Origin of the sequence: Pseudomonas sp. R3-57 (assembly GCF_051132065.1) — a bacterium.
In the GTDB taxonomy this organism is placed as follows: Bacteria; Pseudomonadota; Gammaproteobacteria; order Pseudomonadales; family Pseudomonadaceae; genus Aquipseudomonas.
This window is the reverse complement of the sequence record NZ_CP071655.1, coordinates 5,648,784-5,675,325: the sequence shown is the minus strand read 5'-3', so window position 1 is coordinate 5,675,325 and position 26,542 is coordinate 5,648,784. Positions and strand designations below refer to the sequence as shown.

Annotated in this window: 28 protein-coding genes; 5 read left to right on the top strand and 23 right to left on the bottom strand. The window is 62.0% G+C overall.

Features of this window, described 5'->3' with window-relative positions; all coding sequences use genetic code 11:
• Window positions 1-30 precede the first annotated feature (30 nt).
• A complete protein-coding gene (locus J3P93_RS25455) occupies window positions 31-1,449 on the top strand; it encodes an FAD-dependent oxidoreductase (RefSeq protein ID WP_434593179.1) in 1,419 nt (472 codons plus the stop codon).
• Window positions 1,450-1,696: 247 nt separating this feature from the next.
• Window positions 1,697-2,764: a uroporphyrinogen decarboxylase gene (hemE, locus tag J3P93_RS25450; RefSeq protein ID WP_434593177.1), complete on the top strand. Its 1,068-nt coding sequence runs from the start codon at window positions 1,697-1,699 to the stop codon at window positions 2,762-2,764.
• A gap of 176 nt (window positions 2,765-2,940) precedes the next feature.
• On the opposite strand, the gene J3P93_RS25445 is transcribed toward hemE, so the two are convergent.
• Window positions 2,941-4,155, bottom strand: coding sequence for an MFS transporter (locus J3P93_RS25445; protein ID WP_434598488.1), 1,215 nt, complete (start codon window positions 4,153-4,155; stop codon window positions 2,941-2,943).
• Window positions 4,156-4,334: 179 nt separating this feature from the next.
• On the opposite strand from J3P93_RS25445, the gene J3P93_RS25440 reads away from it, so the two are divergent.
• Window positions 4,335-5,231 (top strand): LysR substrate-binding domain-containing protein, encoded by an 897-nt coding sequence (locus tag J3P93_RS25440; RefSeq protein WP_434593174.1) that lies wholly within the window; start codon window positions 4,335-4,337, stop codon window positions 5,229-5,231.
• 103 nt (window positions 5,232-5,334) lie between these two features.
• Here J3P93_RS25440 and J3P93_RS25435 read toward each other — a convergent pair whose 3' ends face one another.
• Window positions 5,335-5,772 (bottom strand): excinuclease, encoded by a 438-nt coding sequence (locus J3P93_RS25435; protein ID WP_434593171.1) that lies wholly within the window; start codon window positions 5,770-5,772, stop codon window positions 5,335-5,337.
• A 295-nt stretch (window positions 5,773-6,067) separates the two neighbouring features.
• On the opposite strand from J3P93_RS25435, the gene J3P93_RS25430 reads away from it, so the two are divergent.
• A complete protein-coding gene (locus tag J3P93_RS25430) occupies window positions 6,068-6,271 on the top strand; it encodes a DNA-binding protein (protein WP_434593168.1) in 204 nt (67 codons plus the stop codon).
• A 109-nt stretch (window positions 6,272-6,380) separates the two neighbouring features.
• Here the strand turns inward: J3P93_RS25430 and J3P93_RS25425 are convergent, their stop codons facing one another.
• The 21 genes from J3P93_RS25425 to J3P93_RS25325 all read right to left on the bottom strand — a co-directional run bounded on the left by J3P93_RS25425 (window position 6,381) and on the right by J3P93_RS25325 (window position 25,408).
• Window positions 6,381-7,184, bottom strand: coding sequence for a hypothetical protein (locus tag J3P93_RS25425; RefSeq protein WP_203420418.1), 804 nt, complete (start codon window positions 7,182-7,184; stop codon window positions 6,381-6,383).
• A 25-nt stretch (window positions 7,185-7,209) separates the two neighbouring features.
• Window positions 7,210-8,436, bottom strand: coding sequence for a beta-ketoacyl-ACP synthase (locus J3P93_RS25420; protein WP_434593165.1), 1,227 nt, complete (start codon window positions 8,434-8,436; stop codon window positions 7,210-7,212).
• Window positions 8,436-9,164, bottom strand: coding sequence for a 3-oxoacyl-ACP reductase FabG (fabG, locus tag J3P93_RS25415; protein WP_434593162.1), 729 nt, complete (start codon window positions 9,162-9,164; stop codon window positions 8,436-8,438). The genes J3P93_RS25420 and fabG overlap by 1 nt, the downstream gene beginning before the upstream one ends.
• Window positions 9,157-9,621 (bottom strand): hotdog family protein, encoded by a 465-nt coding sequence (locus J3P93_RS25410; protein ID WP_434593159.1) that lies wholly within the window; start codon window positions 9,619-9,621, stop codon window positions 9,157-9,159. The genes fabG and J3P93_RS25410 overlap by 8 nt, the downstream gene beginning before the upstream one ends.
• Window positions 9,618-10,814 (bottom strand): beta-ketoacyl-[acyl-carrier-protein] synthase family protein, encoded by a 1,197-nt coding sequence (locus tag J3P93_RS25405; protein ID WP_434593156.1) that lies wholly within the window; start codon window positions 10,812-10,814, stop codon window positions 9,618-9,620. The genes J3P93_RS25410 and J3P93_RS25405 overlap by 4 nt, the downstream gene beginning before the upstream one ends.
• Window positions 10,811-11,266, bottom strand: coding sequence for a hypothetical protein (locus J3P93_RS25400; protein ID WP_434598486.1), 456 nt, complete (start codon window positions 11,264-11,266; stop codon window positions 10,811-10,813). The genes J3P93_RS25405 and J3P93_RS25400 overlap by 4 nt, the downstream gene beginning before the upstream one ends.
• 159 nt (window positions 11,267-11,425) lie before the next feature.
• Entirely contained in the window at window positions 11,426-12,151 is a 726-nt protein-coding gene (locus J3P93_RS25395) for a class I SAM-dependent methyltransferase (protein ID WP_434593153.1), read from the bottom strand.
• Window positions 12,148-13,395 carry an NAD(P)/FAD-dependent oxidoreductase gene (locus J3P93_RS25390; RefSeq protein ID WP_434593150.1) on the bottom strand — a complete coding sequence of 416 codons (1,248 nt, stop codon included), beginning with the start codon at window positions 13,393-13,395 and terminating at the stop codon, window positions 12,148-12,150. The genes J3P93_RS25395 and J3P93_RS25390 overlap by 4 nt, the downstream gene beginning before the upstream one ends.
• Complete coding sequence (locus J3P93_RS25385) at window positions 13,382-14,545, bottom strand: sodium:proton antiporter (protein WP_434593148.1); 1,164 nt, start codon at window positions 14,543-14,545, stop codon at window positions 13,382-13,384. Before J3P93_RS25385 ends, J3P93_RS25390 begins: the two co-directional genes overlap by 14 nt.
• Window positions 14,542-16,881, bottom strand: a complete 2,340-nt coding sequence (locus J3P93_RS25380; protein ID WP_434593145.1) for an MMPL family transporter — start codon at window positions 16,879-16,881, stop codon at window positions 14,542-14,544. Before J3P93_RS25380 ends, J3P93_RS25385 begins: the two co-directional genes overlap by 4 nt.
• Entirely contained in the window at window positions 16,865-17,467 is a 603-nt protein-coding gene (locus tag J3P93_RS25375) for an outer membrane lipoprotein carrier protein LolA (protein WP_434593142.1), read from the bottom strand. Before J3P93_RS25375 ends, J3P93_RS25380 begins: the two co-directional genes overlap by 17 nt.
• Window positions 17,464-17,889: an acyl-CoA thioesterase gene (locus J3P93_RS25370; protein WP_394505473.1), complete on the bottom strand. Its 426-nt coding sequence runs from the start codon at window positions 17,887-17,889 to the stop codon at window positions 17,464-17,466. Before J3P93_RS25370 ends, J3P93_RS25375 begins: the two co-directional genes overlap by 4 nt.
• Entirely contained in the window at window positions 17,882-19,426 is a 1,545-nt protein-coding gene (locus J3P93_RS25365; RefSeq protein WP_434593139.1) for an HAL/PAL/TAL family ammonia-lyase, read from the bottom strand. Before J3P93_RS25365 ends, J3P93_RS25370 begins: the two co-directional genes overlap by 8 nt.
• Complete coding sequence (locus J3P93_RS25360) at window positions 19,407-20,354, bottom strand: glycosyl transferase (protein ID WP_434593136.1); 948 nt, start codon at window positions 20,352-20,354, stop codon at window positions 19,407-19,409. The genes J3P93_RS25365 and J3P93_RS25360 overlap by 20 nt, the downstream gene beginning before the upstream one ends.
• Window positions 20,351-21,085 carry a glycosyltransferase family 2 protein gene (locus tag J3P93_RS25355; protein WP_434593133.1) on the bottom strand — a complete coding sequence of 245 codons (735 nt, stop codon included), beginning with the start codon at window positions 21,083-21,085 and terminating at the stop codon, window positions 20,351-20,353. The genes J3P93_RS25360 and J3P93_RS25355 overlap by 4 nt, the downstream gene beginning before the upstream one ends.
• Before the next feature lie 77 nt (window positions 21,086-21,162).
• Window positions 21,163-22,842 carry an ApeI family dehydratase gene (locus tag J3P93_RS25350; RefSeq protein ID WP_434593130.1) on the bottom strand — a complete coding sequence of 560 codons (1,680 nt, stop codon included), beginning with the start codon at window positions 22,840-22,842 and terminating at the stop codon, window positions 21,163-21,165.
• A complete protein-coding gene (locus tag J3P93_RS25345; protein ID WP_434593127.1) occupies window positions 22,839-23,384 on the bottom strand; it encodes a hypothetical protein in 546 nt (181 codons plus the stop codon). Before J3P93_RS25345 ends, J3P93_RS25350 begins: the two co-directional genes overlap by 4 nt.
• Complete coding sequence (locus J3P93_RS25340) at window positions 23,381-23,635, bottom strand: acyl carrier protein (RefSeq protein ID WP_065615459.1); 255 nt, start codon at window positions 23,633-23,635, stop codon at window positions 23,381-23,383. Before J3P93_RS25340 ends, J3P93_RS25345 begins: the two co-directional genes overlap by 4 nt.
• Before the next feature lie 9 nt (window positions 23,636-23,644).
• Complete coding sequence (locus tag J3P93_RS25335; protein WP_203420436.1) at window positions 23,645-23,917, bottom strand: phosphopantetheine-binding protein; 273 nt, start codon at window positions 23,915-23,917, stop codon at window positions 23,645-23,647.
• Window positions 23,895-24,707: a lysophospholipid acyltransferase family protein gene (locus J3P93_RS25330; RefSeq protein ID WP_434593123.1), complete on the bottom strand. Its 813-nt coding sequence runs from the start codon at window positions 24,705-24,707 to the stop codon at window positions 23,895-23,897. Before J3P93_RS25330 ends, J3P93_RS25335 begins: the two co-directional genes overlap by 23 nt.
• On the bottom strand, window positions 24,683-25,408 hold the full coding sequence (locus J3P93_RS25325) for a beta-ketoacyl synthase chain length factor (RefSeq protein WP_336355889.1): 726 nt from the start codon (window positions 25,406-25,408) through the stop codon (window positions 24,683-24,685). The genes J3P93_RS25330 and J3P93_RS25325 overlap by 25 nt, the downstream gene beginning before the upstream one ends.
• A 357-nt stretch (window positions 25,409-25,765) precedes the next feature.
• On the opposite strand from J3P93_RS25325, the gene J3P93_RS25320 reads away from it, so the two are divergent.
• Complete coding sequence (locus J3P93_RS25320) at window positions 25,766-26,536, top strand: ParA family protein (protein ID WP_090280512.1); 771 nt, start codon at window positions 25,766-25,768, stop codon at window positions 26,534-26,536.
• The last annotated feature ends 6 nt before the right edge of the window (window positions 26,537-26,542 follow it).

The following is a 26,542-nucleotide window of genomic DNA, read 5'->3' as shown; positions in this document are numbered from 1 at the left end:
CTTGGAGCTGTCGTGTAAGAGGTTTTAGTGATGGCCGAACGTCTCAGTAACGACTTTCAATTCATCGATGTCGGGCGCAAGGATCCGAAGAAGAAACTGTTGCGTCAACGCAAGAAAGAGTTCGTCGAAATCTACGAACCGTTCAAACCCCAGCAGTCGGCCGATCAGGCCCACCGCTGCCTGGGTTGTGGCAACCCGTATTGCGAATGGAAGTGCCCGGTGCACAACTTCATTCCCAACTGGCTGAAACTGGTGGCTGAGGGCAACATCCTCCAGGCTGCCGAGCTGTCGCACCAGACCAACACCTTGCCGGAAGTCTGCGGCCGGGTGTGCCCGCAGGATCGTCTGTGTGAGGGTGCCTGCACTCTCAACGACGGCTTCGGCGCGGTGACCATCGGTTCGGTCGAGAAGTACATCACCGACACCGCGTTTGCCATGGGCTGGCGCCCGGACATGTCCAAGGTCAAACCGACCGGCAAACGTGTCGCGATCATTGGTGCAGGCCCGGCTGGTCTGGGCTGTGCCGACGTGCTGGTGCGTGGCGGCGTGACGCCGGTGGTGTTCGACAAGAACCCGGAAATCGGCGGCCTGCTGACCTTCGGCATCCCCGAGTTCAAACTGGAAAAGACCGTGCTGAGCAACCGCCGCGAAGTCTTCACCGGCATGGGCATAGAGTTCCGGCTGAATACCGAAGTCGGCAAAGACGTGACCATGGAGCAACTGCTCGGCGAATACGATGCGGTTTTCATGGGCATGGGCACCTACACCTACATGAAGGGCGGTTTTGCCGGTGAGGATCTGCCGGGCGTTTACGACGCGCTGGACTTCCTCATTGCCAACGTCAACCGCAACCTGGGCTTTGAAAAGTCGCCGGAAGATTTCGTCGACATGAAAGGCAGGAAGGTCGTGGTACTCGGCGGCGGCGACACGGCGATGGACTGCAACCGCACTTCGATCCGTCAGGGCGCCAAGTCAGTGACCTGCGCTTATCGTCGTGACGAAGCGAACATGCCCGGCTCGCGCAAAGAGGTGAAGAACGCCAAGGAAGAAGGCGTGAAATTCCTCTACAACCGCCAGCCGATCGCCATCGTTGGCGAAGACAAGGTCGAGGGCGTGAAGGTGGTGGAGACCCGTCTCGGCGAACCGGATGCCCGTGGCCGTCGCAGCCCCGAGCCGATCCCGGGTTCCGAAGAGATCATCCCGGCCGACGCCGTGGTCATCGCTTTTGGTTTCCGCCCGAGCCCGGCGCCGTGGTTCGAACAGTTCGAAATCCAGACCGACAGCCAGGGCCGCGTTGTTGCGCCTGAGCAAGGCCAGTACAAGCACCAGACCAGCAACCCGAAAATCTTCGCCGGTGGCGACATGGTGCGCGGTTCCGACCTGGTGGTGACGGCGATCTTCGAAGGGCGCAATGCGGCCGAAGGGATCCTCGATTACCTGGGCGTCTAAACCCGTCCGGCTGACTGCAATGCAATACCTGTGGGAGCTGGCTTGCCAGCGATAGCATCACCTTGGTTTACCTGACGAACCGAGTTGTCTGCATCGCTGGCAAGCCAGCTCCCACAGTGTTTTGTGGTGTTGCAAAGTCAGCATTCCAACGCGACAAATTGACCCGATAGACAAAAGGCTGACCCACATCCGTGCCTTTTGGCTCGCGCTCTGAGAAAATGCCCGCACTTTTTTTCCGGATGCCGACATGACTGCCCTGAAGAACGACCGCTTCCTCCGCGCCCTGCTCAAGCAACCCGTTGACGTCACCCCTGTGTGGATGATGCGCCAGGCCGGTCGCTATCTGCCGGAGTACCGCGCCAGCCGCGCCCACGCCGGCGACTTCATGAGCCTGTGCATGAATCCGCAATTCGCCTGCGAAGTCACGATGCAACCGCTCGACCGCTATCCGCAACTGGACGCGGCGATCCTGTTTTCCGACATCCTCACCATCCCCGATGCCATGGGCCAGGGCCTGTACTTCGAAACCGGTGAAGGCCCGCGCTTCAAGAAAGTCGTCAGCACGATGGCCGACATCGAAGCCCTGCCGATCCCTGATCCGCACAAGGACCTCGGTTATGTAATGGACGCGGTCAGCACCATTCGCCGCGAGCTCAACGGCCGCGTACCGCTGATCGGCTTCTCCGGCAGCCCGTGGACCTTGGCGACCTATATGGTCGAAGGCGGTTCGTCGAAAGACTTCCGCAAGACCAAAGCGATGCTCTATGACAACCCGCAAGCCATGCACCTGCTGCTGGACAAACTGGCGCAGTCGGTGACCTCGTACCTCAACGGCCAGATCATGGCCGGTGCACAAGCGGTGCAGATTTTCGATACCTGGGGCGGCAACCTGTCGGCCGCGGCGTATCAGGAATTTTCGCTGGCCTACATGAAGAAAATCGTCAGCGGCCTGATTCGCGAGAACGATGGCCGCAAAGTGCCGGTGATCCTCTTCACCAAAAACGGCGGTCTGTGGCTGGAAAGCATCGCCGAGGCCGGCGCCGATGCTCTAGGCCTGGACTGGACCTGCGACATCGGCAACGCCCGCGCCCGCGTCGGCGACCAGGTCGCGCTGCAAGGCAACATGGACCCGACCGTGCTCTACGCCAAACCGGAAGCGATCCGCACCGAAGTCGGACGCATTCTGGCCAGCTACGGCAAGGGCAGCGGGCATGTGTTCAACCTTGGTCATGGCATCACGCCTGAGGTTGATCCCGAGCATGCTGGTGCGTTTTTGCGCGCGGTGCATGAGCTGTCGGCGCAGTATCACGAGTAATTTTCGCCCAATAAAAAAACGCCCGGCTTATGCCGGGCGTTTTTGTGTCCACAATCGCATGTCGAACGCCGATCAAATGTAGGAGTGAGCCTGCTCGCGATAGCGGTAAGTCAGTCGCTGAAAGTGCTGGCTGACCCACCGCTATCGCGAGCAGGCTCACTCCTACAAAGTTTGTATCAGGCTTTGACACCCTGCAACGGCGGCAACTTCGCCAGCTTCAACGCCACCCCAAGCGCAATCAGCAGCAGCGCGCCAATGAACAACCCGATCCCGTTCCACCCACCCAAATGCCAGAACACCCCGCCCGCCGTGCCGGCGATGCTCGACCCGGCGTAATAGCTGAACAGGTACAACGACGATGCCTGGCCCTTGGCCTTGGTCGCGCGGCGGCCGATCCAGCTGCTGGCCACCGAGTGCGCGCCGAAGAAGCCGAAGGTGAAGATCAGCATGCCGACGATGATCAACAGCAGCGGTACGAACATCGTCAGCGCGAGGCCGACGAACATCAGCGCAATCGTCGCCCAGAGCACTTTGCGCCGCCCCAGTTTGTCGGCCAGTGAACCGATCTTTGCCGAGCTGTAGATTCCTGACAGATACACCACCGAGAGCAAACCGACGTACACCTGATCGAGGTGGTACGGTGCAGCCAGCAGGCGATAGCCGATGTAATTGAACAGCGTGACGAATGCGCCCATCAATACGAACGCTTCAAGAAACAGCAGCGGCAGGCCGGCATCGCGAAAGTGCATGGTGAACCCGTCGAGCAGGCTGCGCGGATGCAATGAGCGTGAGCGGAAGTTGCGCGACTCGGGAAGGATCTTCCAGAACACCGCTGCGGCAATCAGCGCCAGACCGCCGATCACCAGCATCGCCGTGTGCCAACTGACGAAGTCGATCAGCACCCCGGTAATCAGGCGCCCGCTCATCCCGCCAATCGCGTTGCCGGCGATGTACAAGCCCATCGCCAGACCGATATGTTGCGGATGAATTTCTTCACTCAGATAAGTCATCGCCACCGCCGCCAGGCCACTGAGCGAAAGGCCGATCAGGGCGCGCATGATCAACACGCCGTGCCAGCTCGGCATCATCGCGCTGGCCATGGTGCACAGCGCAGCGGCGAACAAGGCGGCGACCATCACCGGTTTGCGCCCGACCCGATCGGAAATCGGTCCGGTGATCAGCAGACCGAAGGCGAGCATGCCGGTGGCCACCGAGAGGATCAGGCTGCTCTGCGCCGCGTTGATCCCGTACTCATGGGACAGCAGTGGCATCATTGGCTGCACGCAGTAGAGCAAGGCGAAGGTCGCAAAACCGCCGCAGAACAGCGCCAGCACCGTGCGCATGAACGCCGGTGTGCCTTTTTCGATAAAGATCTCCTGCAGCTCGGCGATGGCATCGTCCGCTGCAGCAGGCGGGACTTCATGGGCTAATGGCGCAACGGCAGTTTTCACTTCAGACCTCGGGGGAGCACAGCCAGGCAGGCAATGAAAAAATCATATAGCTGGCTAATGTTTCTATCCAATATATTGTTCGACCTGTTTGATAGCTTTCACGACCTAATGAGAAATCCATGGAACTGCGCCATCTACGCTACTTCATCGCCGTCGCCGAGGAACTGCATTTCGGCCGCGCGGCACAAGTGCTGGGCATTTCCCAGCCGCCCCTGAGCCAACAGATTCAGGCGCTGGAGCAAGAGGTGGGCGCGCGTCTGTTTGAGCGGACCAATCGTCGGGTCGAGCTCAGCGAAGCCGGACGGTTGTTTCTGCAGGAGGCGCGATTGGTGCTGGCGCAGGTCGATAAGGCCGCCGATGTTGCGCGCCGGGCGCAGTTGGGCGAACTGGGCGAATTGAAGATCGGCTTCACCTCGTCGGCGCCGTTCAACTCGACGATTCCGCAGGCGATCTTTGCCTTTCGCCAGCGTTTCCCGGCGGTGCATCTGAACCTGCGTGAGATGAGCAGCACCATGGTCGCCGACGCATTGGTGGACGAGTCGATTGAGGTCGGCATCATGCGTCCGCTTGGGTTGCCGGATTCGTTGAGTGTGGTCGAATTGATGCGCGAGCCGTTGGTCGCGGTGCTCAGTTCCACGCATCCATTGGCGCAAGGCTCGGAGGAGGGCTTGTTTCTCTCGGCGCTGGCACTGGAGCCGTTTGTGTTCTTTCCGCGCAGCTACGGCAGCGGGCTGTATGCGCAGTTGCTGAGCCTGGCGCGCGATGCCGGGTTCAGCCCGCACTTCGCTCAAGAGGCGGGGGAGGCGATGACCATCATCGGCCTGGTCGCTGCGGGGCTGGGGGTTTCGGTGCTGCCGGCGTCCTATCAGCGGATGCGCATCGACGGCGTGGTCTACCGACCGTTGCTTGATCCGCAAGCGGTGTCTGCGGTGTGGCTGGTGCAGCGCAAGGATCAGAAATCACCGATGGCCAAGGCATTTGTCGAACTGCTGACGCACAAGGTCGACTCTATGTGAAGGCAGATCGCCTCTTCGCGAGCAGTCTCGCTCCCACTATGGAATGCGGTCCCCTGTAAGAGCGAGCCTGCTCGCGAACGCGTCCGTTCAAACACCACCGCTCTTAGGGCAACCGCACCAGATCCCCCTTCAGCGCCACCCGCGTCACGAAAATCCCCGCCCTACACTCGTAGGTATTCATATCCTTGCGCACATGCTGGTCGTAATAACTGACGATATTGACCACCGCATTCGCCCCGACACGCTTGGCATCGGCCTGCAACTTGATCAGATTCGACTGCAACACCCACTCGCAGGAATGGTGATCGCTCTTGTTGAAACCATTGGTCTTCAGATCACTGACCACGCCGCGCCGCAGCAACTGCTGAGTGCCCTGCGGCCCGTTGCCGATCAGGTAGAACTTCACACTGCCATCCAGCCGCCCGGCGCGAATCGCATCCGACAGCACGGTTTCGAAGGGCATGTACATCAGGTTGGTCGCGTGGCTGGCTCCAGGCAGCAGCGTGAAAAGCGCAGCGGCGATCAGGGCTTTCACTTGCATGGTCATCTCCTTGACGTTGAAAGAGAACCGCGAGTGCATGACTGATGGCTCGCCGTTCGACCAGGCGCGGTGCGACGTCCTGTCAGGACGAGTGTAGATACTGAAACGAGCAGGGCGCCGAATGGTGCCCTTATGGCGAGAAAATTTATCATCGCGTTATCGCGGATTTAAGGTGATTGCGATCTGGACTACACAAGGTCAGTGCATTCCCTACGAGAACTTCAGAAGTGAGTGCCTTGTGTGAATAACCTAAGGACGCTAATTTTCTTAACGCCAGAAATCATCAAGAAAAAACATGATCGAAAAATTCACGAACTGGGACTCTATCGATTATTTGAAAACTGAAGAGGACTTGGTGACCTATCTTGAGATTTGCCTGGATGAAGCAGGGGGAGATCTTCGATTCATCGCCAAAGTGCATGGGACGATTGCCCGTGCCCGCCTCAGGATGTTGGGCAACGCCCCAAAATGTTCCCGCAAGGAGCTTGTGAGACTCTGAGGATCCTGGATACCAGCCATCGCAGAGCCAGACAGGTAAGCGGCGATGACAAGCCAACCTGTTTGTGAAAGGGCGCCGAAAGGCGCCCTTTGTCGTTTCTACAATCCACTCAATCGACGTGCGCCAGATCACCGCGCAACGCGACGCTCGACACCAATGTCCCGGCGCGGCACTGGAATTTTTCGGTGTCTTTGTACAGGTCGCGCTGGTCGACGCTGGCGATGTTGATCACCGCATTGGCGTCGGCGTTTTTCGCGGCGTTCTGCAGGGTCGCGAGGGCCGATTGCAGGGCCCAGAAGCAGGCGTCTTCGTCGGATTTGTTCGAGCCGTTGGTCTTGCGGCTGCTGCTCACCGGGTCGAGTTTGTGCACTTGCTTGGGCAGGGCTTCGCCGGCCAGGTAGAACTTAACGCTGCCGTCGAGCAGGCCGGCGTCGGTGGCGCGTTTGACGCCTTCGCGAAAGCTCAGGTAGGTCGGCTCGTCAGCACCCTGTTTGATGATGCCGAGGTTGTTGACGGCTTCGATGTCCGGGTTGATCGACAGTTCTTTCAGCACGTTGTCGCGCAGGCGGTTGACCCAGCGGTTGTAGTTGCCGTGGATCTTGCCGTCCTTGGCATTGAGGCCGTAGCTGCTGCGGTAGTCGATCTCGAACGAGGTCGGGCTGAACGGAATGTCGACTTCGGCGTGATGGCGACCGCGCACGGTGATTGCTGCTTTGATCATGCCCGGGCGCACCGATTGCACCACCCATTGCCGATCATTGAGCGCGGTGACGATCGCGCGGCTCATCTGTTGCTGGGTGAAGCCCAGGTTCGGCGAAAACTCTTCCTTGGCGTTGTACACCGGTTTGCTGGTGCAACCGCCGAGCACCAGGATCAGTGCCAACAAAGCGGCGATGCGGTGAAACTGAGTCATTCCCTTCACTCCAAATGTCTTGTGGTCAGTGCCAGCGGCGGAAAATCAACGAGGTGTTGACGCCACCAAAAGCGAAATTGTTGTTCATCACGTAGTCGTGATGCATCTGGCGGAATTCGCCGCGCAGGTAATCGAGCTTGCCGCAGTGCGGGTCGACCTCGTCGAGGTTGAACGTGTGCACGTACAGGTCGCGGTTGAGCATTTCGATGCTGAACCACGACTCCAGCGCACCACAGGCGCCGAGGGTGTGGCCGAGAAAACTCTTCTGCGAGCTGATCGGCATGCGTTCGCCGAACAAACTGCTGGTTGCCAGTGTTTCGGCAATGTCGCCCTGTTCTGTAGCGGTGCCGTGACCATTTACATAACCGATCGCATCCGGTGTCAGCCCGGCGTCTTCCAGCGCCAGCTCCATCGCGCGGCGCATGGTCACTTGCTCGGGGCGGGTGGTGTGCTGGCCGTCGGCGTTGCTGCCGAAACCGACGATCTCGGCGTGAATGCGTGCGCCACGGGCGAGGGCATGTTCCAGTTCTTCGAGGACCAGCATGCCGCCGCCTTCACCGATGACCAGGCCGTCGCGGCCCTTGTCGTATGGGCGCGGGCTGGTCTGCGGTGCATCGTTTTTCAGGCTGGTGGCGTAGAGCGCATCGAAGACCATTGCTTCGGTCGGGCACAGCTCTTCGGCGCCACCGGCGAGCATCAGCGGCAGGCGACCGAACTTGATCGCTTCATAGGCGTAGCCGATGCCCTGGCTGCCACTGGTGCAGGCGCTGGAGGTCGGGATCAAGCGGCCGGTGAGGCCGAAGAAGATGCTGATGTTGGCCGCCGTGGTGTGGGGCATCATCCGCACGTAGGAGTTGGCGTTGAGCCCCTCGGCTACCGAGTTGAGAAGCATGTTGCCGAACGCTTTGATCTCATCGGTGCTGCCGGTGGACGAGCCACACGCGACGCCCATGCGGCCGTCCTTGATCGATTCGTTGCCGAGCAGCCCGGCATCGGCCAGGGCTCTTTCCGAGGCACCGACCGCCAGCCGCGAAACCCGGCCCATGCTGCGCAATTGCTTGCGCGTCCAGTGCGCGGGCACTACGAAGTCGTCGATAGGGCCGGCCAGGCGCGTGTTGAGTTCGCTGAAGCGGTCCCACTCGTGCATGCGACGGATGCCGCTGCGGTTGGCGGCGAAATTGCCAGCAATGGTGTCCCAGTCGCTGCCCAGCGAGGTGATGCCGGCCATGCCGGTGACGACGACGCGCTTCATCAGCACAAGCCTCCGTTGACCGCCAGTACCTGGCGGGTGATGTACGAGGCTTCCGCCGACATCAGGAAATTCACCGCAGCGGCCACCTCTTCCGGGGTGCCCGTGCGTTGCGCGGGGATCATTTTCATCAGTTCTTCCACCGGCACGTTTTCATCCAGCATCGCCGTGTCGATCAGGCCCGGGGCGACACAGTTAACGGTGATTTTGCGCTTGCCCAGCTCGATCGCCAATGCCTTTGCCGCGCCGATTACGCCCGCCTTGGAGGCGCTGTAATTGACCTGGCCACGGTTGCCGATCAGCCCGGAAACCGACGTGATGCAGACAATCCGCCCAGCGGCGCGGCGGCGAATCATCGGCATCATCACCGGGTGCAGCACGTTGTAGAAACCATCGAGATTGGTGCGCAGCACCACGTCCCAATCGTCATCGCTCAGCGCGGGGAAGGCGCCGTCACGGGTCAGCCCGGCATTAAGCACCACGCCGTAATAGGCGCCATGGTTTTCAACATCGGCTTCAAGAATGGCTTTGCAGGTTTCACGCTCGGCCACGTCGAATTGCAGGATGCGCGCGTTGCGCCCCAGCGCCTGGATTTCAGTCTGAACGGCTTGCGCTTGCGCCAGGCCTCTACGGCAATGCAGGACGATATCGTGCCCGGCCTGTGCCAGACGCAGGGCAATGGCGCGGCCGATGCCACGGCTGGAGCCGGTGACCAGTATGGATTCAGTCATGGTTCGACTCCTTGGTTTGTTGCAGATACTGAGTGGCCTGCGGCGGACGAAACACATTCAGCCGCGCACTGGCATGGATGCCGTCGCCGTGAATATGGCACTCGAACACGCCCATGCCGTTGTCGTCTTCCAGCGAGCGCAGGCCGTGGACGGTCAGTTGGCTGCCGGCAGGAAAAGCCTCAACGTTGCACTCGAACTTGCGCGTGCCGAGCAGGAAGCCCAGCTCGACCGGATTGCCTTTCTGCCGCGCGTGACAGCCGGCGAACGCGGCGACGCTTTGCGCCATCAGCTCGATGCCGACCCATGCCGGCAGGCTGCCGTCGGCGAGGCTGAACAGGCCGTCCGGCTGGACCGTGAGGCGGGTGAAAATCTGCTCATCGTCGAAACGCTCGATCGCGTCGATCAGAATCATGTCACCGGCGTGGGGCAACAGTTCGGCGAGCGGCCAGGGGGTCATGGGGCGTCTCCGATAATCAGGCTGACGTTATTGCCGCCGAAGGCAAACGAATTGCTCATCAGGTAGCGCGGTGCAATGGACGACAGGCGTGTGCTCGCGGTCACCCAGTTCAGCGCAGGCAGGGCAGGATCGGCCGCGCCGTCCCAGACGTGCGGAGGCAAGGCGTGCTCGTGGTTGTCGGCGCTCAGGCTCAGCCAGCAGAACGCCGCTTCCAGCGCGCCGGCAGCGCCGAGGGTGTGGCCGGTCAGCGGCTTGGTCGAGGAGCAGGCGACGCCTTCGGCAAACAGCGCCGCGACCGCCAGACTTTCCATGGCGTCGTTGTGCTGGGTCGCGGTGCCGTGCAGGTTCAGATAATTGATTTGCGCTGCTTGCAGTTGCGCGCGGCTCAAGGCTTTCTGCATCGCTTGCAGGGCGCCGCGACCGCTCGGCTCCGGCGCGGATATATGGTGCGCATCGGAACTGGCGCCGGCGCCGAGCAGCGCGATAGCCGGGCCTGCGCCTGGCTGTTTGCTCATCACGAACAACACTGCCGCTTCGCCGATATTGATGCCGTTGCGGTTGACCGAAAACGGATTGCAACGCTCGTCCGACATCGCTTCCAGTGAAGAAAAACCGTTCAGGGTCAGTTTGCACAGACTGTCGACACCGCCGCACAACACGGCGTCGCACAAGCCCAGATCGAGCAGGCGCTGAGCGCTCATCAACGCCCGGGCACTGGAAGTGCACGCGGTGGAAATTACATACGCCGGGCCGCTGAGTTGCAGCCATTCGGCGAGAAAATTCGCCGGGGCGCCGAGTTCCTGTTGCCGGTAATCGTATTCAGCCGGGAAATGCTGCTCACGAATGTAGTGCGCCAGACCCCGGCTGGCTTCGTCGATGCCCGAGGTGCTGGTACCCAGCACTACGCCGATGCGCTCGCAACCATAAGTCTGGATCGCCTGCTCGATTTCATCGCGGATCTGCAGGGCGGCTTCGAGCAGCAATTGATTGTTGCGTGTGCTGTGCTCGGCCAGTTCCGCCGGGATCGGCGCCAGTTCACCGGGCACGGCGGCCACCGGCAGTTCACGCTGCGGCACCCAGGCCGATTCGCGGCGCAGGCCCGAGCAATCGCCGGCAAACAGCTTGCGCGCAATTTCTCGTTTGTCGCGGCCCAGCGCGCAGATCACACCGAGGGCATTCAGATAAGCGGTCATGGCGTGGAGTCACCGAGCGGGGAAACGCGATAGTGCGGGCCTTGCGGCAGGGTCAATTCGAAGCTCAACGGTTGTGCATAGTCAATGCTCCAGCGCGCGGGCAGGGAGCGTTGCTTATTCTGTTGCTGCGCGGCGGGATAGTTGCGCAAAAGCTCGCCGGACGGCGTCAGGGCGAACAGCAGCGCGGCAAACAATTCCCGCGCTTCGGGGTTCGGTGGCAGCAGACCATCGGCCTGCCACTGGCCGTCGATCAATTGCTGACGGGCTTGCGGGATGCCCAGCGGATCCATCATCGACCAGCGGATGCCCGGGCCTTCGCGCTGGATTACCAACAGCCAGTCCTGACGCTGCCCGGCCTGCTGGCGTTCGATGTGCAGTTGCAGCGGCAGGGGCAAGGTCGGGTTGGCCGCGGGCAGCGGCGCCTGGCTGGCGCAGGCACTTAACAACAGCATCACGCCGATCACCAACAGTCGCAACACAAATACCCCTGTGGGAGCTGGCTTGCCAGCGATAGCGACGGCACATTGAGCATTTTGGTTGACTGACACACCTCTATCGCTGGCAAGCCAGCTCCCACAGGTTTTCGGGTGTGCAGGTCGATGGGTGTACATTCAGGAAGTCCCTGCCAATGGCTTGCGCGCAACAACATTGACCAAGGTCTCTTCCCGTTGCCCAAACGGCTTCGGCTTGCGCAACCCCAAGCGCTCCAGCAAACCGAAATCCTTCGACCGGCTCCACCACAGGTACGGGTAAGACACATTGCGCTCGGCGAACTCAAAGCCCTGCTCGCGAATCATCTGCAGATACTGCGCCGCGCTCTTCTGCACGTGCATCGGATGACGGAACAGCCAGCGGATCACCCAGGTATCGATGTAAGCCTCGGTGGATTCGGCAAACAGCAGATAGCCGCCCGGCTTCAGTACGCGATAAAACTCGGCGAGGGCTTTTTCCTGCTCGACCAGGTGATGGAACGTCTGGTGGCAGAACAGCAGGTCGACACTGGCGTCCGGCACATTGAGCTTGGCACAGTCGCTGCCGATCAACTCGACATCCAGTTCCAGGCGCACGGCTTCTGCGGCGCTCAGCTCGAGGCTGTGCCGATCGGCGTCAACACCGATCAGGCGCTGCGGGGCGAAGGTCTGGTGCAGATGAGCGAACGACTTGCCCTGGCCGCATCCGGCGTCGAGCAGCACCGGGTTTTGCGGCAGCGCCTCGGTGAACAAACCGCGCAGATCATTGATCGCCACGCGCAGTACATGGTGCTGCCAGGTGTGGCTGCGCAGGAACCAGAAACCGAAGCGGGTTTCATCGACGTAGCTGTCGCTCAAGTGATTCATGTGGCGTCCTTTGCACAGAGTTCGGAAATCATGTTCAGGCGTCGGCGCGCTTCGCTGACGAACGGGTTGCGTTCGTCCCAGGCGTAACCGGCGAGAATCGAGCAGATCATCCGGCGAATGTCCGCCTGACCCTTTTCATAAAAGATCACGTCCTGAAAGGTGCCGGCGTACCAGCCCTCGACGTAGCAGCGGAAGGTGTCGACGCCGCGCTTGAGTGGCTCGGCAAATTCGCTTTGCCAATCGACCGCTTCACCCTGCAACTGACGGTGCAGCACCGCAGCGGCCATGCTTGCCGAGCGCATGGCGATGGTCACGCCAGAGGAAAATACCGGGTCGAGAAATTCCGCGGCATTGCCGAGCAAGGCAAAACCCGGCCCGTGCAGGGTTTTCACATTCGCCGCATAACCGCCGAGAGTGCGTGCCGGGGTATCCCACACGGCATTGTTCAGTACGCCGGCCAGGCTCGGCGTTTCCCTGATGAAGCCGCGCAGGCAGGCGTCGAGATCAGCGTCGCGACCTTCGAAGTGTTCAGCGGCAGCCACTACGCCCACCGAGCAACGACCATTGCTGAACGGAATCGTCCAGAACCACACGTCGCGGTGCTCAGGGTGGGTGGTGACGAGAATTTTCTCGCGGTCGAAGGCCGGGTTGTCGATGTGATCTTCGACATGCGTGAACACTGCCTGGCGCACCGGGAAATTCGACGGTGCCTCGAGATCCAGCAAACGCGACAACACCCGCCCGTAGCCGCTGGCATCCAGCACGAAATCGGCTTCGACGCGGTATTCGCTGCCATCCTCGCGGCGTACCTCAAGCTGCGGACGGGGCCGCTCGAAATCGACGCTGACGATGGCATCGCCGTAGCGGATCTCGGCACCTTGCAACGCCGCTTGGTCGGCCAGCAGTTTGTCGAAATCGGCGCGCTGCACCTGAAATGTGGTCGGCTTGCCATCGGTGAAGGTGTCGCTGAAATCGAAGGCGCTGTAGCGCTCGCCCCAGGCGAAGGCGGCACCGGTCTTGCGCTGGAAACCGGCGGCATTCACCGCCTCAAGCATGCCGGCCTCTTCGACGAAATCCAGGCAATGGCTGAGCAGGCTTTCACCAATGGAAAAGCGTGGGAAATGCTGGCGTTCGATCACCAGCACATCGTGGCCCTTGCGCTTGAGCAGGGCGGCGGCGATGGCACCGGACGGGCCGGCACCGATGATCACTACCTGACGCGATTGCAGTTCAGCGATTGGCACGGGAACTCCGGGGCAAATGAGATTTGATAGTCAGTGGTGCGCGGTGCAGACCGATCAGCGCCGGCAACAGCGTTGCGATCAGGCCCATCAGCATCAAGGCAAAGTACAGCGCCGGGCTGATCAGTTGTTGCTGCAACAGCAGATTCAGAAAAACGATTTCGCTCAGGCCGCGAATGTTCAGCAGCACGCTTTCGCGCCAGCGGCTGGCGCCTGCGAACGAAGCCCCGGCCCAGCCGAGGCCGAGCCAGTTGCCAAGCAGTTTACTGGCAATCGGCAACAGCAGCAGCGCCGCCCATTGCAGTGCGTCGAGGCTGGCGAACGCGCTGCGCATATCGATCTGGACGATGCCGAAGGTCAGGATCAGCGGAATCGCCAGCCACGTCTGCAAACGGTTCATCCACAGCGCGGGCAAGGGCAATACCAACGGCACTTTCAATGCGGCCATGCACAGCAGGTAACCAATGCCGAGAATCAGTGCGTTGAGTTTGTAGTGCTCGGCCATCACCAGCAGCGCAAAGAAGCCGAGGCTGAACGTCAGCGGTCGACGCACACTGAGCAGGCGCAGCAGCAACGGCACACCAGCCAGGGCCAGCGGCAGCAACAGACTGCTCAGGTGCAGACTGCCCTGAGCGAGGCCGAACAGCGTCCAGCAGGTCAGGTCGATGAGGATGGCGGTCTGCACCAGGCGGCGCGTCGCGGCGGGCGGGTAATCGATATGGCGCAGATACAGATACAGCACCGGAATCGCGGTAATCGCAAACACCAGCCCGATTGCCAGCGAACTCAACCACGGTTGCGCCGGCAACAGCCAACACGCCGCCGCCAGACCCGCAGCGAAAGGCACAGCGAAACTCGGTACGGCGATCTTCAGGCTTTGCCGATCCAGTTTCAGATCGATGACATCGCTGAGAATGTGCCCCAGCAGCAGGGCAAAACTCAGGCTGTACAGGCTCTTCAACCAGTCTGGCGCGATCAGTTGCGCGCCGCTGAGCTGCCAACTCGGCTCGACCCAAAAGTACATCAACAACGGCAGGCCGAAACTGGCCAACAGTAACTGGCTGACAATCGGGATCAGACCGAAGTGGCTACCAACGCGAGTCGCCACGGCGAACAAGGCCAGGGCCAACAGCCAGAAAGCCACAATCATCATGCTCGCGGCTCCATGGCAGCGGCGCTGTGCGCGTGACGTCCTGCCCACGGCGCGAGCATGAAGCTGAACGCCAGACCGAGGCTCACCGACAGACCGAAGTTACTCACCGCCGGCGTGCTGGACACCGCTAGCAGACCGAACGACAGCCAGGTCGTCACCGCTGCCAGCAAGGTGCCGAGCAAACTTACCGCCGCACCGCCGACCTGTTCACGCATGAGAATCGCGTAGTCGACACTGATCGCGGTCACCAGCAGCAGGCCGAACAGACTGAACAACGTCAGCGGCTGACCGAGCCAGCCGAGGCTGGCCAGGCTGCACAGCGCCGCGAGCAGTGGCAGGGCGACGATGCGCAACGCGCCACCGAGGCCGAACGGCAACATCAGCACCAGCACGATCAGCACGCAGGAGGCGAGCTTGAGTTCGGCGGCGCTGACCTGCGTGGCGGCGAAGACTTCATTCAATTCGCCGAGACGGTCGACCAGTCGCACGCCCGGCAAATCCAGCGCCTGCACTCGCAGCAGCGCCGGGTTGTTCAGGCCTTGCAGGCTGGTGATCGCCGCGACGCCATCGTCGGTCGGGCCGAGCCACAGCGTGCGGTACGGCTCGCCCAGCGGACCGGCCAGTGCGGCGTCGATGTCTTCGGCAGGCACAGTCTGCAACTGCTGCAGCTCGGCTTGCAGCGCCGCGAGCGGTACGCCGAGGTCGAGCAGTGGCTGCCAGTGCTGTGGCAGTTGATTCAGCGCGGCGCGCACCCGCTCTTGCTGAGTGGGCGGGCTGACCAGTTGATCGAGCGCCAGATAGCCTTGCAGCTTGTCGAGATTGACCAGTTGTTGCAGACGCTCGCTGAGCGCCGCCTGACGCTCGAGCAGTTGTTCCTGGTTGGCGGCGCGAACGAGGAAAAACTGGCTGGTCGGTTGATAACCGGTGATGCGCGCAATGCTCTGCGCTTCATCGGTGAGCTGTTGCGGTGCGCCGACCCACTGGCGGATGTCGTTCTTGCTTTGCAACTGCATCAGACCGCCGGCGCAGAAGGCAATCAGCAGCGCCAGCAGCACCGGCGTACGCACGCGTTCGAGCAGTCTTTCGCGCAGCGTGACCAAGCGTTCGGCCAATTGCAGCGGCCATTGTGCCGGGCACAGTTCGAGGTTGTTCAGCAGCGCCGGCAGCAGGCACACGGCGGATAAATAGGCGCCGAACAATCCGGCCGCGGAGAACACCGCAATCTGGGTCAGCGCCGGGAACGGTGTCCACGCCAGCGCCAGATAGCCGATTGCGCTGGTCACCAGGCTCAAGGTCAGCCCGGAAAGCGTCAAACGTAGCGCCGGCCAACTGCGCCACGGCTTCAGGCTCCAGCTCTTGGACAGATAGTGCAGCGGGTAATCCACCGCCACGCCGATCAGGCTGGAACCGAGCACCAGGGTCATCACGTGCATGTGGCCGAACAGTGCGACACAAGCAACCGCGCCGAACAGCATGCCGACCAGCACCGGGACGAATGCCAGCAACACCCGCCAGCGGCGGAACGCGAGCAACAGCAGCAACAGGATGCCGACCGTGGCACCGCCGCCAACCCAGGTCATTTCCCGGGTCGCCTGCTGCTGACCGTTGGCGGCATACAGCAAGCCGCTGGCGGCCAACAGTTTCACGTCGGACTTCGTCGCTTGCGCGCGACTCTGCGCGAGCAGATCGGCGACTTGCAGCGGCAGGTTCATGTCGAAGGCGTTGCCGCGGGTACGCGCCCGCAGCAGCACCCAGCTCTTGCCGTCGGCGTCGGCGATCAACGCGCCGCTGCCGATGTCCAGTTGCACCGCGCCGTGTTGCGGCTGGCTGTTCTGGATGCGCCCGGTCAGGCCCAGCCAGTCCTCTTGACTCGAGACCAGACTGAAACCGCTGAACGGGTCGAACAGCGCCTGAACCCGTTGCTGAATGAACGCGTCGGGATGTTCGATCAGCAATTGCCGGTCATCGGCCGAGAGCATCGCCAGCCGCCCTTGCAGCAGTTGGGCGCGCAGGGCCGGCAGATCGGCTTGCAGGTTCCACTGCACGGTCTCGAACAAGCCGCTGGCCTGCCATTGCTCGCCCAGCGTCTGCGCCATGGTCACCGCCTGTTGGCGATCGGCGTGGCCGACCAGTACCAGCATCTCGCGGTTGAGCGGTTCCTGCATGCGCTGTTCGGCGCGCTGTTCGAGGGCGTCAGGCTGGGTGCCGGGCACCAGTTCCATGAGGTTCGCCGACAGTGGCGGACCGGCGCGCCACTGCCAGCCGGCCAGCGCAACGACCGCCAGCAGCAGGATCAGGAACAGCCACGGCAGCCTGCGTTCACTCGGCAAAGTCATGTTGCTCCGCGTCGCTCAACGGCTGCTCGGCAGTGCTGTTCTGCATGCGCAGTACGGTGCTGTCGCCTTGGGTTTCCAGCAGTTCGATGGTCTGCACCAGCGCACCGCCATCAATGTTGATCTGTTTGAACACTTGCTGGAGCAGCAGCGAACGCGGAGTCAGGGTCAGTTGCCACTGTTGCGCATCACCTTTGAGGGCGAGCTCGAAATCCCGTTGCAGGCCGCTGCTGTCACCTTGCAGCACGGCGAGGAACAAACGGTTCTGCTCGGCGCCGGCGCTCTTGTTCGGCAACAGCTGCCAGCCCGCGCCGTCACGCCGGGCGATGCCCTTGGCGCTGATGCGGTAGTCCTGTTGCAACGGTGTTTTCAACAGCCACAGCAAACCGTGATTTTTCGCCAGGACGAAGCTGCCCTTGCTGATCAGCGGCTGCGGCAGGGCGCGCAGGTGTTTTTCCTGAACGAACTGGCCGTGGATGACATCCGGCTTCGCCAGTTGTGCGCTCAGTTGTTGCAGGTCGAAGGCTTGGGCCAGTGACGAGATGAGCAGCAGCGTCAACGCGCCGAGGCTTTTGACGAGAACGTTCATCGCAGCATCCTTTCTACGGCGTCGGTAAAGACTTTCGGCGACACCAGTTGCATCTCGCGGCGACTGACTTCGACGGCGACCTGCACCGAGCTGGCGCGGGTCAGGCGCTCACCGGTTTGCAGGTCGGTGATCAGGTAATTGATCTTCAGACGGTTTTCCCACTCGACCAGGCTGGCGCGCACATTCAGCCGCTGGCCGAACACCGCGCCACGCACGTAGCGCAGTTGCAGGTCGATCACCGGCCAGGCGTAACCGGACTCGACCATCGCCGTGTAGTTGTGGCCGATCTTGTCCAGCAGCGCACACCGCGCCACTTCCAGGTATTTGACGTAATGCCCGTGCCAGACCACATGCATGGTGTCGACGTCAAAGAACGGCACGAGGATTTCCGTGTCGGCGTGCAGCACTCCGGCGCTACGCATGCAGCCTCCAGTGTTGCGCGGCAATGCGTTGCAGGCACAGGCGCAGCTCGCCTTCCAGCGCGCGGTCTTCGATGACCGGCGGGAAGTCTTTGCTCAGCGCTTCATGCATGGCGGCCAGCGCCGGTGGCAGCGGCCGCGCATCGGCGGCTTGTGCGCGCAGCCATACGCCCTGATTGGCGGCGAGCAAGGTGGCGGCGGCAACCTGTTCGGTCAGCTCCAGTACGCGGATCGCATCGCGGGCGGCGATGGTGCCCATGCTCACCTTGTCCTGGTTGTGGCATTCGGTGGAGCGCGAGAACACGCTGGCCGGCATAGTGTTTTTCAGCGCCTCGGCAGTCCACGCGCTGGTGCCGATCTGCACAGCCTTGAAACCATGGTTGATCATCGCCCGATCCGCCGGAGCGCCGGAGAGATTGCTCGGCAAGCCGTGGTTGTAACGCTCGTCGACCAGCAAGGCGAGTTGCCGGTCGAGCAAATCGGCGACGTTGGCCACCAGATTCTTCAGGCTGTCCATGGCGAAGGCGATGTGCCCGCCGTAGAAGTGCCCGCCGTGCAGCACGCGCTCGGCTTCGGCGTCGATGATCGGGTTGTCGTTGGCGCTGTTCAGTTCGGTTTCGATGAACGAACGCAGCCAGTTCAGGCTGTCGGCCAGCACGCCGAGCACGTGCGGGGCGCAGCGCAGCGAGTAGCGGTCTTGCAGGCGATGCAGCGGCGCGGTCGGTGCGTCGATCGCCAGATCCTTGCGCAACCACGCGGCCACCTGCATTTGCCCCGGATGCGGTTTGGCAGCGAACAGCCGTTCATCAAAGTGTTCAGGGTTGCCTTGCAGCGCGACCACGTTGAGCGCGGTGATGCGCGTGGCCAGTTGCAGCAGGTAGTCGGCACGGGCGAAGGCGAGACAGGCAAGGCCAGTCATCACCGCAGTGCCGTTCATCAGCGCCAGCGCTTCCTTGGGCCGCAGCACCAGCGGTGTCCAGCCGAGTTCACGGTGCACATCGGCGGCCTCGCGGCGCTCGCCACGCAGCAGCACTTCACGCTCGCCGGAGAGCGTTGCGGCGACATACGACAACGGCGTCAGATCACCGCTGGCGCCGACCGAACCTTCTTCAGGAATCAGTGGCAGGACGTCGTGTTCGAGAAACGCCTGCAGGCGCTCCAGCAACTCGACCCGCACCCCCGAAACGCCGTGACACAGCGATTGCAAACGTGCCGCCAGCACCGCGCGGGTGGCCTGTGCATCGAGCAGTTTGCCGAGGCCGCAGCCGTGGAAGGTGTAGAGGTGACGCGGCAACGCTTCGACGTGATGCAGCGGCACCGCTACTACGCAGGAATCGCCATAACCGGTGGTCACGCCGTAGATGACGCCTTCCTTGTCCAACAGCGAATCGAGAAACCGCGCGCCTTTGGCGATGCGTTCGCGGTAATCGGCATCGTTCTGCAACTGCACGGGCGCTTGACGGTTGGCCAGGGCCAGCACGTCTTCGATGCGCAAAGGGCGTTCGCCGAAGGTTACCGGCTCATGGGTTGGCGTGGTCATCGGTCTTCCAGAAAGGGTAAAAGTTGAACCATTGCTGCGGCGCTTCGAGGCAATAGTGACTCAGGCGCTGCGCATAAAGACTGGCCCACTGATGAATGACCTGCTCGCGCTCGCGGCGCGTCCATACCACCGCGTCGGCGAACGGTTCGAGGGTCAGGCGATAGTGGCCGTCGGGTTGTTTAAGGCACATCAAAAGATTGACCGGGCACTTCAACAGGCCGGCGAGCAACCACGGCCCTTGCGGGAATGGCGCCGGGTGGCCGAGAAAATCGACGGTGACGCTGCGCCCGCCATGCAGCGGCACGCGGTCGCCGGCAATCGCCAGCCACTCGCCGCGCTCCAGCCGTTCGTGCAGTTGCAGCATGATCACCGGATCGAGTTCGCTGACCTGAATCAGGCGCAGATTGGTTGCCCCGGCCTCGCCGAGCAAGCGGTTGAACTGCTCGGCGTGTTTGGTGTGCACCAGCACGTTCATGGTGACTTTTTCGCCGATCTCGGCCAGCGCGCGGCAGACCTCGAGGTTGCCCAGGTGCGCGCCGACCAACAACTGACCGCGGCTGCCGCGCAACTGCTTGCGTAGCAACGCCGGGTCGATGATTTCGATCTGCTCGATGCGCAGCTTGCCGTTCCACACGTCGAGCTTGTCGAGCAGCGAATCGGCAAAGGTCATGAACTGGCTGAAGACGCGCCAGTGGCTCGGGCGCAGATCGTCGCGCTGGCTCCATTCGGCCAAACGCTGCTGGTACTGCCAGGCGCTGCGCCGGGCGATGCGGCCGAACAGGAAAAAATACAGCACGATGCCGTACAGCAACGGGCTGAGCAGGCGGCGGCCAAGGACCTTGGCGGCCACCGCGGTGAATTTCATCAGCAGGAAACTGCCGCGCTCTTCGCGGTCGGCCCAGTGCTTGTTGTCGGCTTCTTCGCTCATGGTTTGCACCGGCGCCAGAGGATCACCGGCAAGCGCAGCAACATGCCGAAGAACAACCGAGTGTGCATGCTGGAAATCAACGCGTTGTCATGGAACAGGCGAAAGTGCGAGATCCCGTCCAGCGGGTAATGCACGCTGGTTTGCAGCCAGCGCATCGGCTGATTGCGCCACGCCAGGCGCACAAGGATGTCGGAATCGAAATCCATGCGCTTGCCTACTTTCGCCGAGTCGATCACCGCCAGCGTCGGCGCCAGCGGATACACGCGAAAGCCGCACATCGAATCGCGGATCTGCAGCGACAGCGTGTTGATCCACACCATCACATGGGTCAGGTAGCGCGCGTACAAACGGCCCTTGGGCACGCTTTCGTCGAACAAAGGATAACCGCAGATCATCGCCTCGGGATGCGCACGGGATTCGGCGACGAACCGGGCGACATCCTGCAAATCGTGCTGACCGTCGGCGTCGACCTGCAAGGCATGGCTGAAACCCAATCGTGAAGCTTCGCGCAACCCGGTCATCACCGCGCCGCCCTTGCCCTGATTGGCGGTCAGACGCACCAGAAATACGTCATCACGTTGGGCCAGGTCGTCGAGCACGCGCGCGCAGGACGGTGCACTGGCGTCGTCGACCAGAATGCATGGCAGGCCTTGGGCGAGGAGGGCGTCGACCACGGTGCCGACCGCGGTTTCATGGTTGTACACCGGTATGACGGCGCAGGGCTTATGCATGCCGGTTCTCCCCTGACACACCGCAAACCCTGTGGGAGCGAGCCTGCTCGCGATTGAGTGCGCAGCACTCAGCGAAATCAACCATGTTCAACACCCAGCAAGATCCGTCCACTGGAACACGTCGCCGTGTCATTGCGATAGGCAAAATACAACTTGCGTCGCTCGGCATCGAAACGCAGGTGCAACTGAATTTCATCACCCGGGCGCACCAGTTGCTGGAATTTCAGCACTTCCATCCCGGCGAATGCACCGTCGAGCTTCAGTAACTGACGGCCGAGATTCAGCGCCCATTCCACCTGCACCACCCCAGGCAAAACCGGCGCTTTGGGAAAGTGCCCGCTGAAGTAGGCCAGGTCTGGCGGTACGCTCAGTTGCAGGCTCCACTCACCGTCCGTTTCGATCTGTTCCAGCACTTCAGGCGCTTTCGGGCGCGGGGCAATCAGCAAGGCGTCGACTTCGGCCTGGGGCAGTTTGCCCTGGCTGTTGAGCGGTAATTGCCGCAACAGCCGCCAGCGCCGTGGCAGGGCCAGCGCCTCGCAATGTGCCTTGAGGTGTTCGCGCAGCGACTCGGTCAGACCGCGGCGGCCGTGTTCGCGCAAGGCAAACAGGCCAGCGTCGCTCAGCACCAGCAAAGCACCGAGGGACGCGCGATTTTCCTGCACCACGCCCAGACGTGCTTCGGCGACCCACGCGTGGGCAACCAGGGCCTGTTCGAGCATGGGCAGAGAGATGCGTTTTTCTTCGAGTTTGACGATCCGGTCGAGGCGCCCGAGCAGTTCGAAACGCCCATCAGCCGCGATGCGTGCGGCGTCGGCGCTGTGCTCGACATGCCCCGCCGGCAAGTAAGGTGAGGCGATCAGCAACGCGCCGTCGCTGTCCTGGCTCAGTTCGACCGCGGCGAACGGTTGCCACAGTACGTCGCCCTGACGCCAGGCAATCCCGCCGGTTTCCGAGCTGCCGAGAATTTCCGTCGGCCATTGCTGCAAGCGTTGCTCGAGGCTTTGCGCGGCCTCAAGCGGCAGCGCGCCGCCGGAGGAAAATACCCGGCGCACCGCGCTCAGCGCTGGCCAGTCGAGGTTGTCGCCCATGCGCTTGAGCAATGCCGGGCTGGCGACCCAGGCGAAGGCCGGATGTTCGCGGCTGGCGCGCTGCATGTCCTCGGGGAATGCCAGTTGTTTGCGTACGAACGGGCGCCCGGCGCACAGCGGCCACAGTACGCGAAACAGCAAACCGTAGATGTGCTGGGTGGCGACGCTGCCGATAATGCACGCTTCGCCGAGGTCAGCGCCCCACAACTGTTCCAGCGCCTCGACTTCATTGGCCAGTTGGCGCAGGGCCTTGTCGATGCGCTTGGGTTCGCCGCTGGAGCCCGAGGTGCACAGGCTCAGTCGGCATTGATCGAGATCCAGCGCCGCGCCCGGCAAGGGTGGCTGCTGAAGTTGATCGAGTCGGGTATCGCCAGGGTGATCGGTGAGCCATAGGTCGACATCCCCCGCCCAGCGCTGGCGAGTTTGCCCTTGCAGATCCGCAGGCAACAGCACACTGACGCCTGCGCGCCAGGCACCTAGCAGCGCGATGGCCAGTTCGGCGGCGTCTTGCAGATGCACCGCCAGACTGCGAACGCCACGTGCTTGCAGTCCGGCGGCGACGCTCAGCGCCTGGTCGCACATTGCGGCATGCTCAAGTGCCGGTGCGAAGCTGACGGCTCGCAGCGGTTGGGCCTTGAGCAACAGGTGCTCAAGTTTTATCCAGTTCATGTACGGCCTCTTACCCGTTGTCGTATCAGCCATTCAATGGCAAACATCAGGCCGATCAATCCATAGGAGATCAGGCCGGTGTACAACACCCACCAATCCAGCGGCGCCCACAGGGTCAGGAGGGCGGCGCACAAACCGTTGCAGAAAAAAAACACGCTCCAGGCCAGCGTGACCTGGCGCGTGTAGCGAATCGCCTCGGGTGGCAGATCCGGCTCACGCAGGCGCGCCAGCCGCTCGACCATCGGCGTGCCGAACGTAAGGCTCGAGCCGAACAGCACCAGCATGAAGCCGCTGATCAGCACCGGGTACCAGCGCAGCAATCGCGGGCTGTCGAACAGCGCCAGCAGCACGCAAAAGGCGATCGCCACGCCGGCCATCCACACGCTGCCGGGTTTGCGCTCACCACTCAGCACCCGCGCCAGCCACAGGCTGCCCAACAGCAGGCCGAACTGCCACGGCGCGAAGTGCTCCATGCCGAAATACACCGCAAAGGGGTACAGCAGGCCGGCCAGCAGCAGGCCGAGGCCGATCAATCGGCTCATGCGGCCGGTTGAACCAGACGGTAGACCGCCTCGACCACGTCGCCGACGGTGCGCACCGACTTGAATTCTTCGGCGGCAATTTTCTTGCCGGTCTGGCGTTTGATGTGATCGATCAGATCGACCGCGTCGATGCTGTCGATCTCCAGGTCCTGATATAGATTGGCGTCCATGCTCACGCGGGCAGGATCGAGCTCGAACAGCTCGACCAGGGCATCGCGCAGGGTGTTGAAAATATCGTCACGAGTTTGCATGGTCCGGTCTCAAGCTGCTTTGGCCGTGACAAAAGCCGCAAGGCTCGCCACGTTGGTGAAATGGTTGCGAGTGTCTTTGGCATCGGCGTCGATCTTGATGCCGTATTTTTTCTGGATGGCCAGGCCCAGTTCCAGCGCGTCGACCGAGTCCAGACCCAGGCCTTCGCCAAACAGCGTCTGTTCGTCACCGATATCGTCGGGGCCGACGTCTTCGAGGCCGAGGGCGTCGATGATCAGCAGTTTGATGTCACGCAGCAGGTCAGGGTTGTTCAATTCGCTCATCTTCGGCGAGCTCCTTAATGAAATAGTCATGCAAATAATCGTTGAGCTTGCGCGAGGCCTGTGGGGCAGGTCCTTGCGCGGCGAAGGTCTGTGGGTCTATATCGGCGCCCACGCGAAAACTGAAGTGCACGCGGCGCTTGGGGATGCGGTACCAGGGTTCGGCTTTGGTCAGGGTGGTCGGGCTGACCTTGATGATCACTGGCGTGAGTATTTTCGCACCGCGCAGGGCAATCGCAGCGGCCCCCCGATGAAAGGCCGGCGCCTGCCCCGGCTGGGTGCGAGTGCCCTCGGGGAAGATGATCAGGGTCTGGCCGTTTTGCAGGGATTGAGCGGCGGCATCGAGCATGTCCATGCTGCCGTCGTTACTGATGTACTCGGTGCTACGCAGCGGGCCACGGGTGAAGGGGTTTTCCCACAGGCTTTTCTTCACCACGCAATTGGCCTGGCGCACCAGACCGATCAGGAACACCACGTCGATCAGCGACGGGTGATTGGCGATGATCATCTGCCCCGGTCGACCGAGGCGCTCGGCGCCCTGTATTTCATAGGTCAAGACACCGGTGCGGGCCATGAAACGCACGAAAAACCAGAACAACCGGCTGACGGTTTTGCGTGCACGTTGCCGGTGCGCAAGCGCATCGCCAGGCAGGCAGTTGAGCAATGGAAATACCAGCACGCGCAGGCACAGGCCGCCCAGCCCGAACAGGGCGAAGCTTGCGGCAGTGGCCAGCAAGCGCCAGTAATAGGCGTCGCGGTTTTTTTCGCTCACGGGTTGCGTTGCCAGGTCCATACACGATTTTTCCACGCATGTTGGCAATGGGGTTGCTGGCCGAGCAGGGTTCGCAGCAGGTTCAGCGCGTGTGGCCAGTGCGCCTTGGACCGTGTTTGCGGGGCGCTGTTCAAGGTCAGCCGCCAGTCGGTACCCGGCGTGAGCAGAAGCCCGAGCGCATAAGGGAATGGCACGTCATCGACCCATGCCGAATAGGCCGCAGGCGGTTGCTCCTCGGTAATCACCAGCAGCACCGCCGGCGCGCCTTCAGCGAGCAGGGCCGCGGCCTCGAGCATGCCATGTTCGAGGCCGTCGCCAGCGGCGGCGAGGGCGGTCATTTCACTGGTTTCGCCGCGCATGATCGACCACAGGCCGATGATCGCGTTGTGCACCGAGAGGCTGAACTGGGTGGGCGACAGCGGTTGTTCATTCGCCAGATCGCAAAGGATGTCGAAGGTGCGCGGGGTTTCGCCGTGACGCGAGACAAACACCAGCGGCAGGTTGTCCCGTCCGTCGGCCAGCGGCCAGCCGACGCTGAAAGCCATTCGCGCCAGCCGGCTCAGGCGGCGGCGCTGCATGGCCGGCAAAAACGACACATCGGGCGCGGCATCACTGCTCTGGAGCACGACTGGTTGTCGGCTCCAGGCCTGCCAGGCGTCCACGCTGTCGAGCCCGGGAGCCCACGCGCGCCATTGGGCGATGTTGAAGTTGATCACGGACATTCATCCCGCCCCTGCGGGCAATTATTGACGCGTTGAATCGCCCAGGCCGCGGCAGGCCTGACGTGGCGCTCGGCGCCGGGTGGCGCGCATTATCCCGGTGCGACGGGTGCGTAGCAAATGCTGGTTACATTTTGCCCAATGAAATGTACCGACCGGTTCAGTGGGGCGACTGTCACATGGCCATTATCCAGATTCTCAGCGGCGTGTCTGTCGGCCTTCTCGGCGATCAGTGGCGGTAATCACGCTTTGTGATCGCGGATTTTTGCCCCTGAGGTTGTAGTCCGCGTCCGTGAAGGTAGCGAAGCGAGGTCACGCGCATCTACACTCGGTCATTCTTTGATACACGGAGGTTTTGTCATGCGGCGCGTGGTGTTCAATCAGAAAGGTGGCGTAGGCAAATCGAGCATTGCCTGCAATCTGGCGGCGGTCAGCGCCAGCGAGGGTTATCGCACACTGTTGGTCGACCTCGATGCGCAGGCCAATTCCACTCAGTATCTGACCGGGCTGACCGGCGACGACATTCCGATGGGCATCGCCGATTTCTTCAAACAGACCCTGTCCTCCGGGCCGTTTTCCAAGAAGAACCAGGCCGACATCTACGAAACCCCGTTCGACAACCTCCATATCATCACCGCCACCGCCGAACTGGCCGACTTGCAGCCCAAGCTCGAGGCCAAACACAAGATCAACAAGCTGCGCAAATTGCTCGATGAGCTGGCCGAAGATTACGACCGTATCTACCTCGACACGCCGCCAGCGTTGAATTTTTACGCGGTATCAGCGTTGATCGCCGCCGATCGAGTGCTGATTCCCTTCGACTGCGACAGTTTTTCCCGTCAGGCCCTTTACGGACTGATCGCCGAAATCGAAGAGCTCAAGGATGACCACAACGAAGGCCTGGAAGTTGAAGGCATCGTGGTCAATCAATTCCAGGCCCGGGCCAGCCTGCCGCAGCAGATCCTCGATGAACTGATTGCCGAAGGCCTGCCGGTGCTGCCGGTGTACCTGTCCAGCTCGGTGCGCATGCGCGAATCCCATCAGGCCAGCATGCCGCTGATCCACCTCGATCCCCGGCACAAGCTGACCCAGCAGTTCGTCGAGCTGCATGACCTGCTCGAAGGCCACTGATCCATC

Bases quoted from the DNA above. Each gene is read 5' to 3' on its own strand.
- J3P93_RS25435 (WP_434593171.1), bottom strand. From the start codon at position 5,772: ATGCAAGTGAAAGCCCTGATCGCCGCTGCGCTTTTCACGCTGCTGCCT.
- J3P93_RS25355 (WP_434593133.1), bottom strand. From the start codon at position 21,085: ATGCATAAGCCCTGCGCCGTCATACCGGTGTACAACCATGAAACCGCG.
- J3P93_RS25330 (WP_434593123.1), bottom strand. From the start codon at position 24,707: ATGGACCTGGCAACGCAACCCGTGAGCGAAAAAAACCGCGACGCCTAT.
- J3P93_RS25360 (WP_434593136.1), bottom strand. From the start codon at position 20,354: ATGAGCGAAGAAGCCGACAACAAGCACTGGGCCGACCGCGAAGAGCGC.
- J3P93_RS25395 (WP_434593153.1), bottom strand. From the start codon at position 12,151: ATGAATCACTTGAGCGACAGCTACGTCGATGAAACCCGCTTCGGTTTC.
- J3P93_RS25410 (WP_434593159.1), bottom strand. From the start codon at position 9,621: ATGACCCCCTGGCCGCTCGCCGAACTGTTGCCCCACGCCGGTGACATG.
- J3P93_RS25420 (WP_434593165.1), bottom strand. From the start codon at position 8,436: ATGAAGCGCGTCGTCGTCACCGGCATGGCCGGCATCACCTCGCTGGGC.
- J3P93_RS25345 (WP_434593127.1), bottom strand. From the start codon at position 23,384: ATGAGCCGATTGATCGGCCTCGGCCTGCTGCTGGCCGGCCTGCTGTAC.
- J3P93_RS25425 (WP_203420418.1), bottom strand. From the start codon at position 7,184: ATGACTCAGTTTCACCGCATCGCCGCTTTGTTGGCACTGATCCTGGTG.
- J3P93_RS25400 (WP_434598486.1), bottom strand. From the start codon at position 11,266: ATGCTGTTGTTAAGTGCCTGCGCCAGCCAGGCGCCGCTGCCCGCGGCC.
- J3P93_RS25370 (WP_394505473.1), bottom strand. From the start codon at position 17,889: ATGCGTAGCGCCGGAGTGCTGCACGCCGACACGGAAATCCTCGTGCCG.
- J3P93_RS25455 (WP_434593179.1), top strand. From the start codon at position 31: ATGGCCGAACGTCTCAGTAACGACTTTCAATTCATCGATGTCGGGCGC.
- J3P93_RS25405 (WP_434593156.1), bottom strand. From the start codon at position 10,814: ATGACCGCTTATCTGAATGCCCTCGGTGTGATCTGCGCGCTGGGCCGC.
- J3P93_RS25385 (WP_434593148.1), bottom strand. From the start codon at position 14,545: ATGATGATTGTGGCTTTCTGGCTGTTGGCCCTGGCCTTGTTCGCCGTG.
- J3P93_RS25365 (WP_434593139.1), bottom strand. From the start codon at position 19,426: ATGACCACGCCAACCCATGAGCCGGTAACCTTCGGCGAACGCCCTTTG.
- J3P93_RS25380 (WP_434593145.1), bottom strand. From the start codon at position 16,881: ATGACTTTGCCGAGTGAACGCAGGCTGCCGTGGCTGTTCCTGATCCTG.
- J3P93_RS25375 (WP_434593142.1), bottom strand. From the start codon at position 17,467: ATGAACGTTCTCGTCAAAAGCCTCGGCGCGTTGACGCTGCTGCTCATC.
- J3P93_RS25440 (WP_434593174.1), top strand. From the start codon at position 4,335: ATGGAACTGCGCCATCTACGCTACTTCATCGCCGTCGCCGAGGAACTG.
- J3P93_RS25335 (WP_203420436.1), bottom strand. From the start codon at position 23,917: ATGAGCGAATTGAACAACCCTGACCTGCTGCGTGACATCAAACTGCTG.
- J3P93_RS25325 (WP_336355889.1), bottom strand. From the start codon at position 25,408: ATGTCCGTGATCAACTTCAACATCGCCCAATGGCGCGCGTGGGCTCCC.
- J3P93_RS25430 (WP_434593168.1), top strand. From the start codon at position 6,068: ATGATCGAAAAATTCACGAACTGGGACTCTATCGATTATTTGAAAACT.
- fabG (WP_434593162.1), bottom strand. From the start codon at position 9,164: ATGACTGAATCCATACTGGTCACCGGCTCCAGCCGTGGCATCGGCCGC.
- J3P93_RS25320 (WP_090280512.1), top strand. From the start codon at position 25,766: ATGCGGCGCGTGGTGTTCAATCAGAAAGGTGGCGTAGGCAAATCGAGC.
- J3P93_RS25340 (WP_065615459.1), bottom strand. From the start codon at position 23,635: ATGCAAACTCGTGACGATATTTTCAACACCCTGCGCGATGCCCTGGTC.
- J3P93_RS25350 (WP_434593130.1), bottom strand. From the start codon at position 22,842: ATGAACTGGATAAAACTTGAGCACCTGTTGCTCAAGGCCCAACCGCTG.
- hemE (WP_434593177.1), top strand. From the start codon at position 1,697: ATGACTGCCCTGAAGAACGACCGCTTCCTCCGCGCCCTGCTCAAGCAA.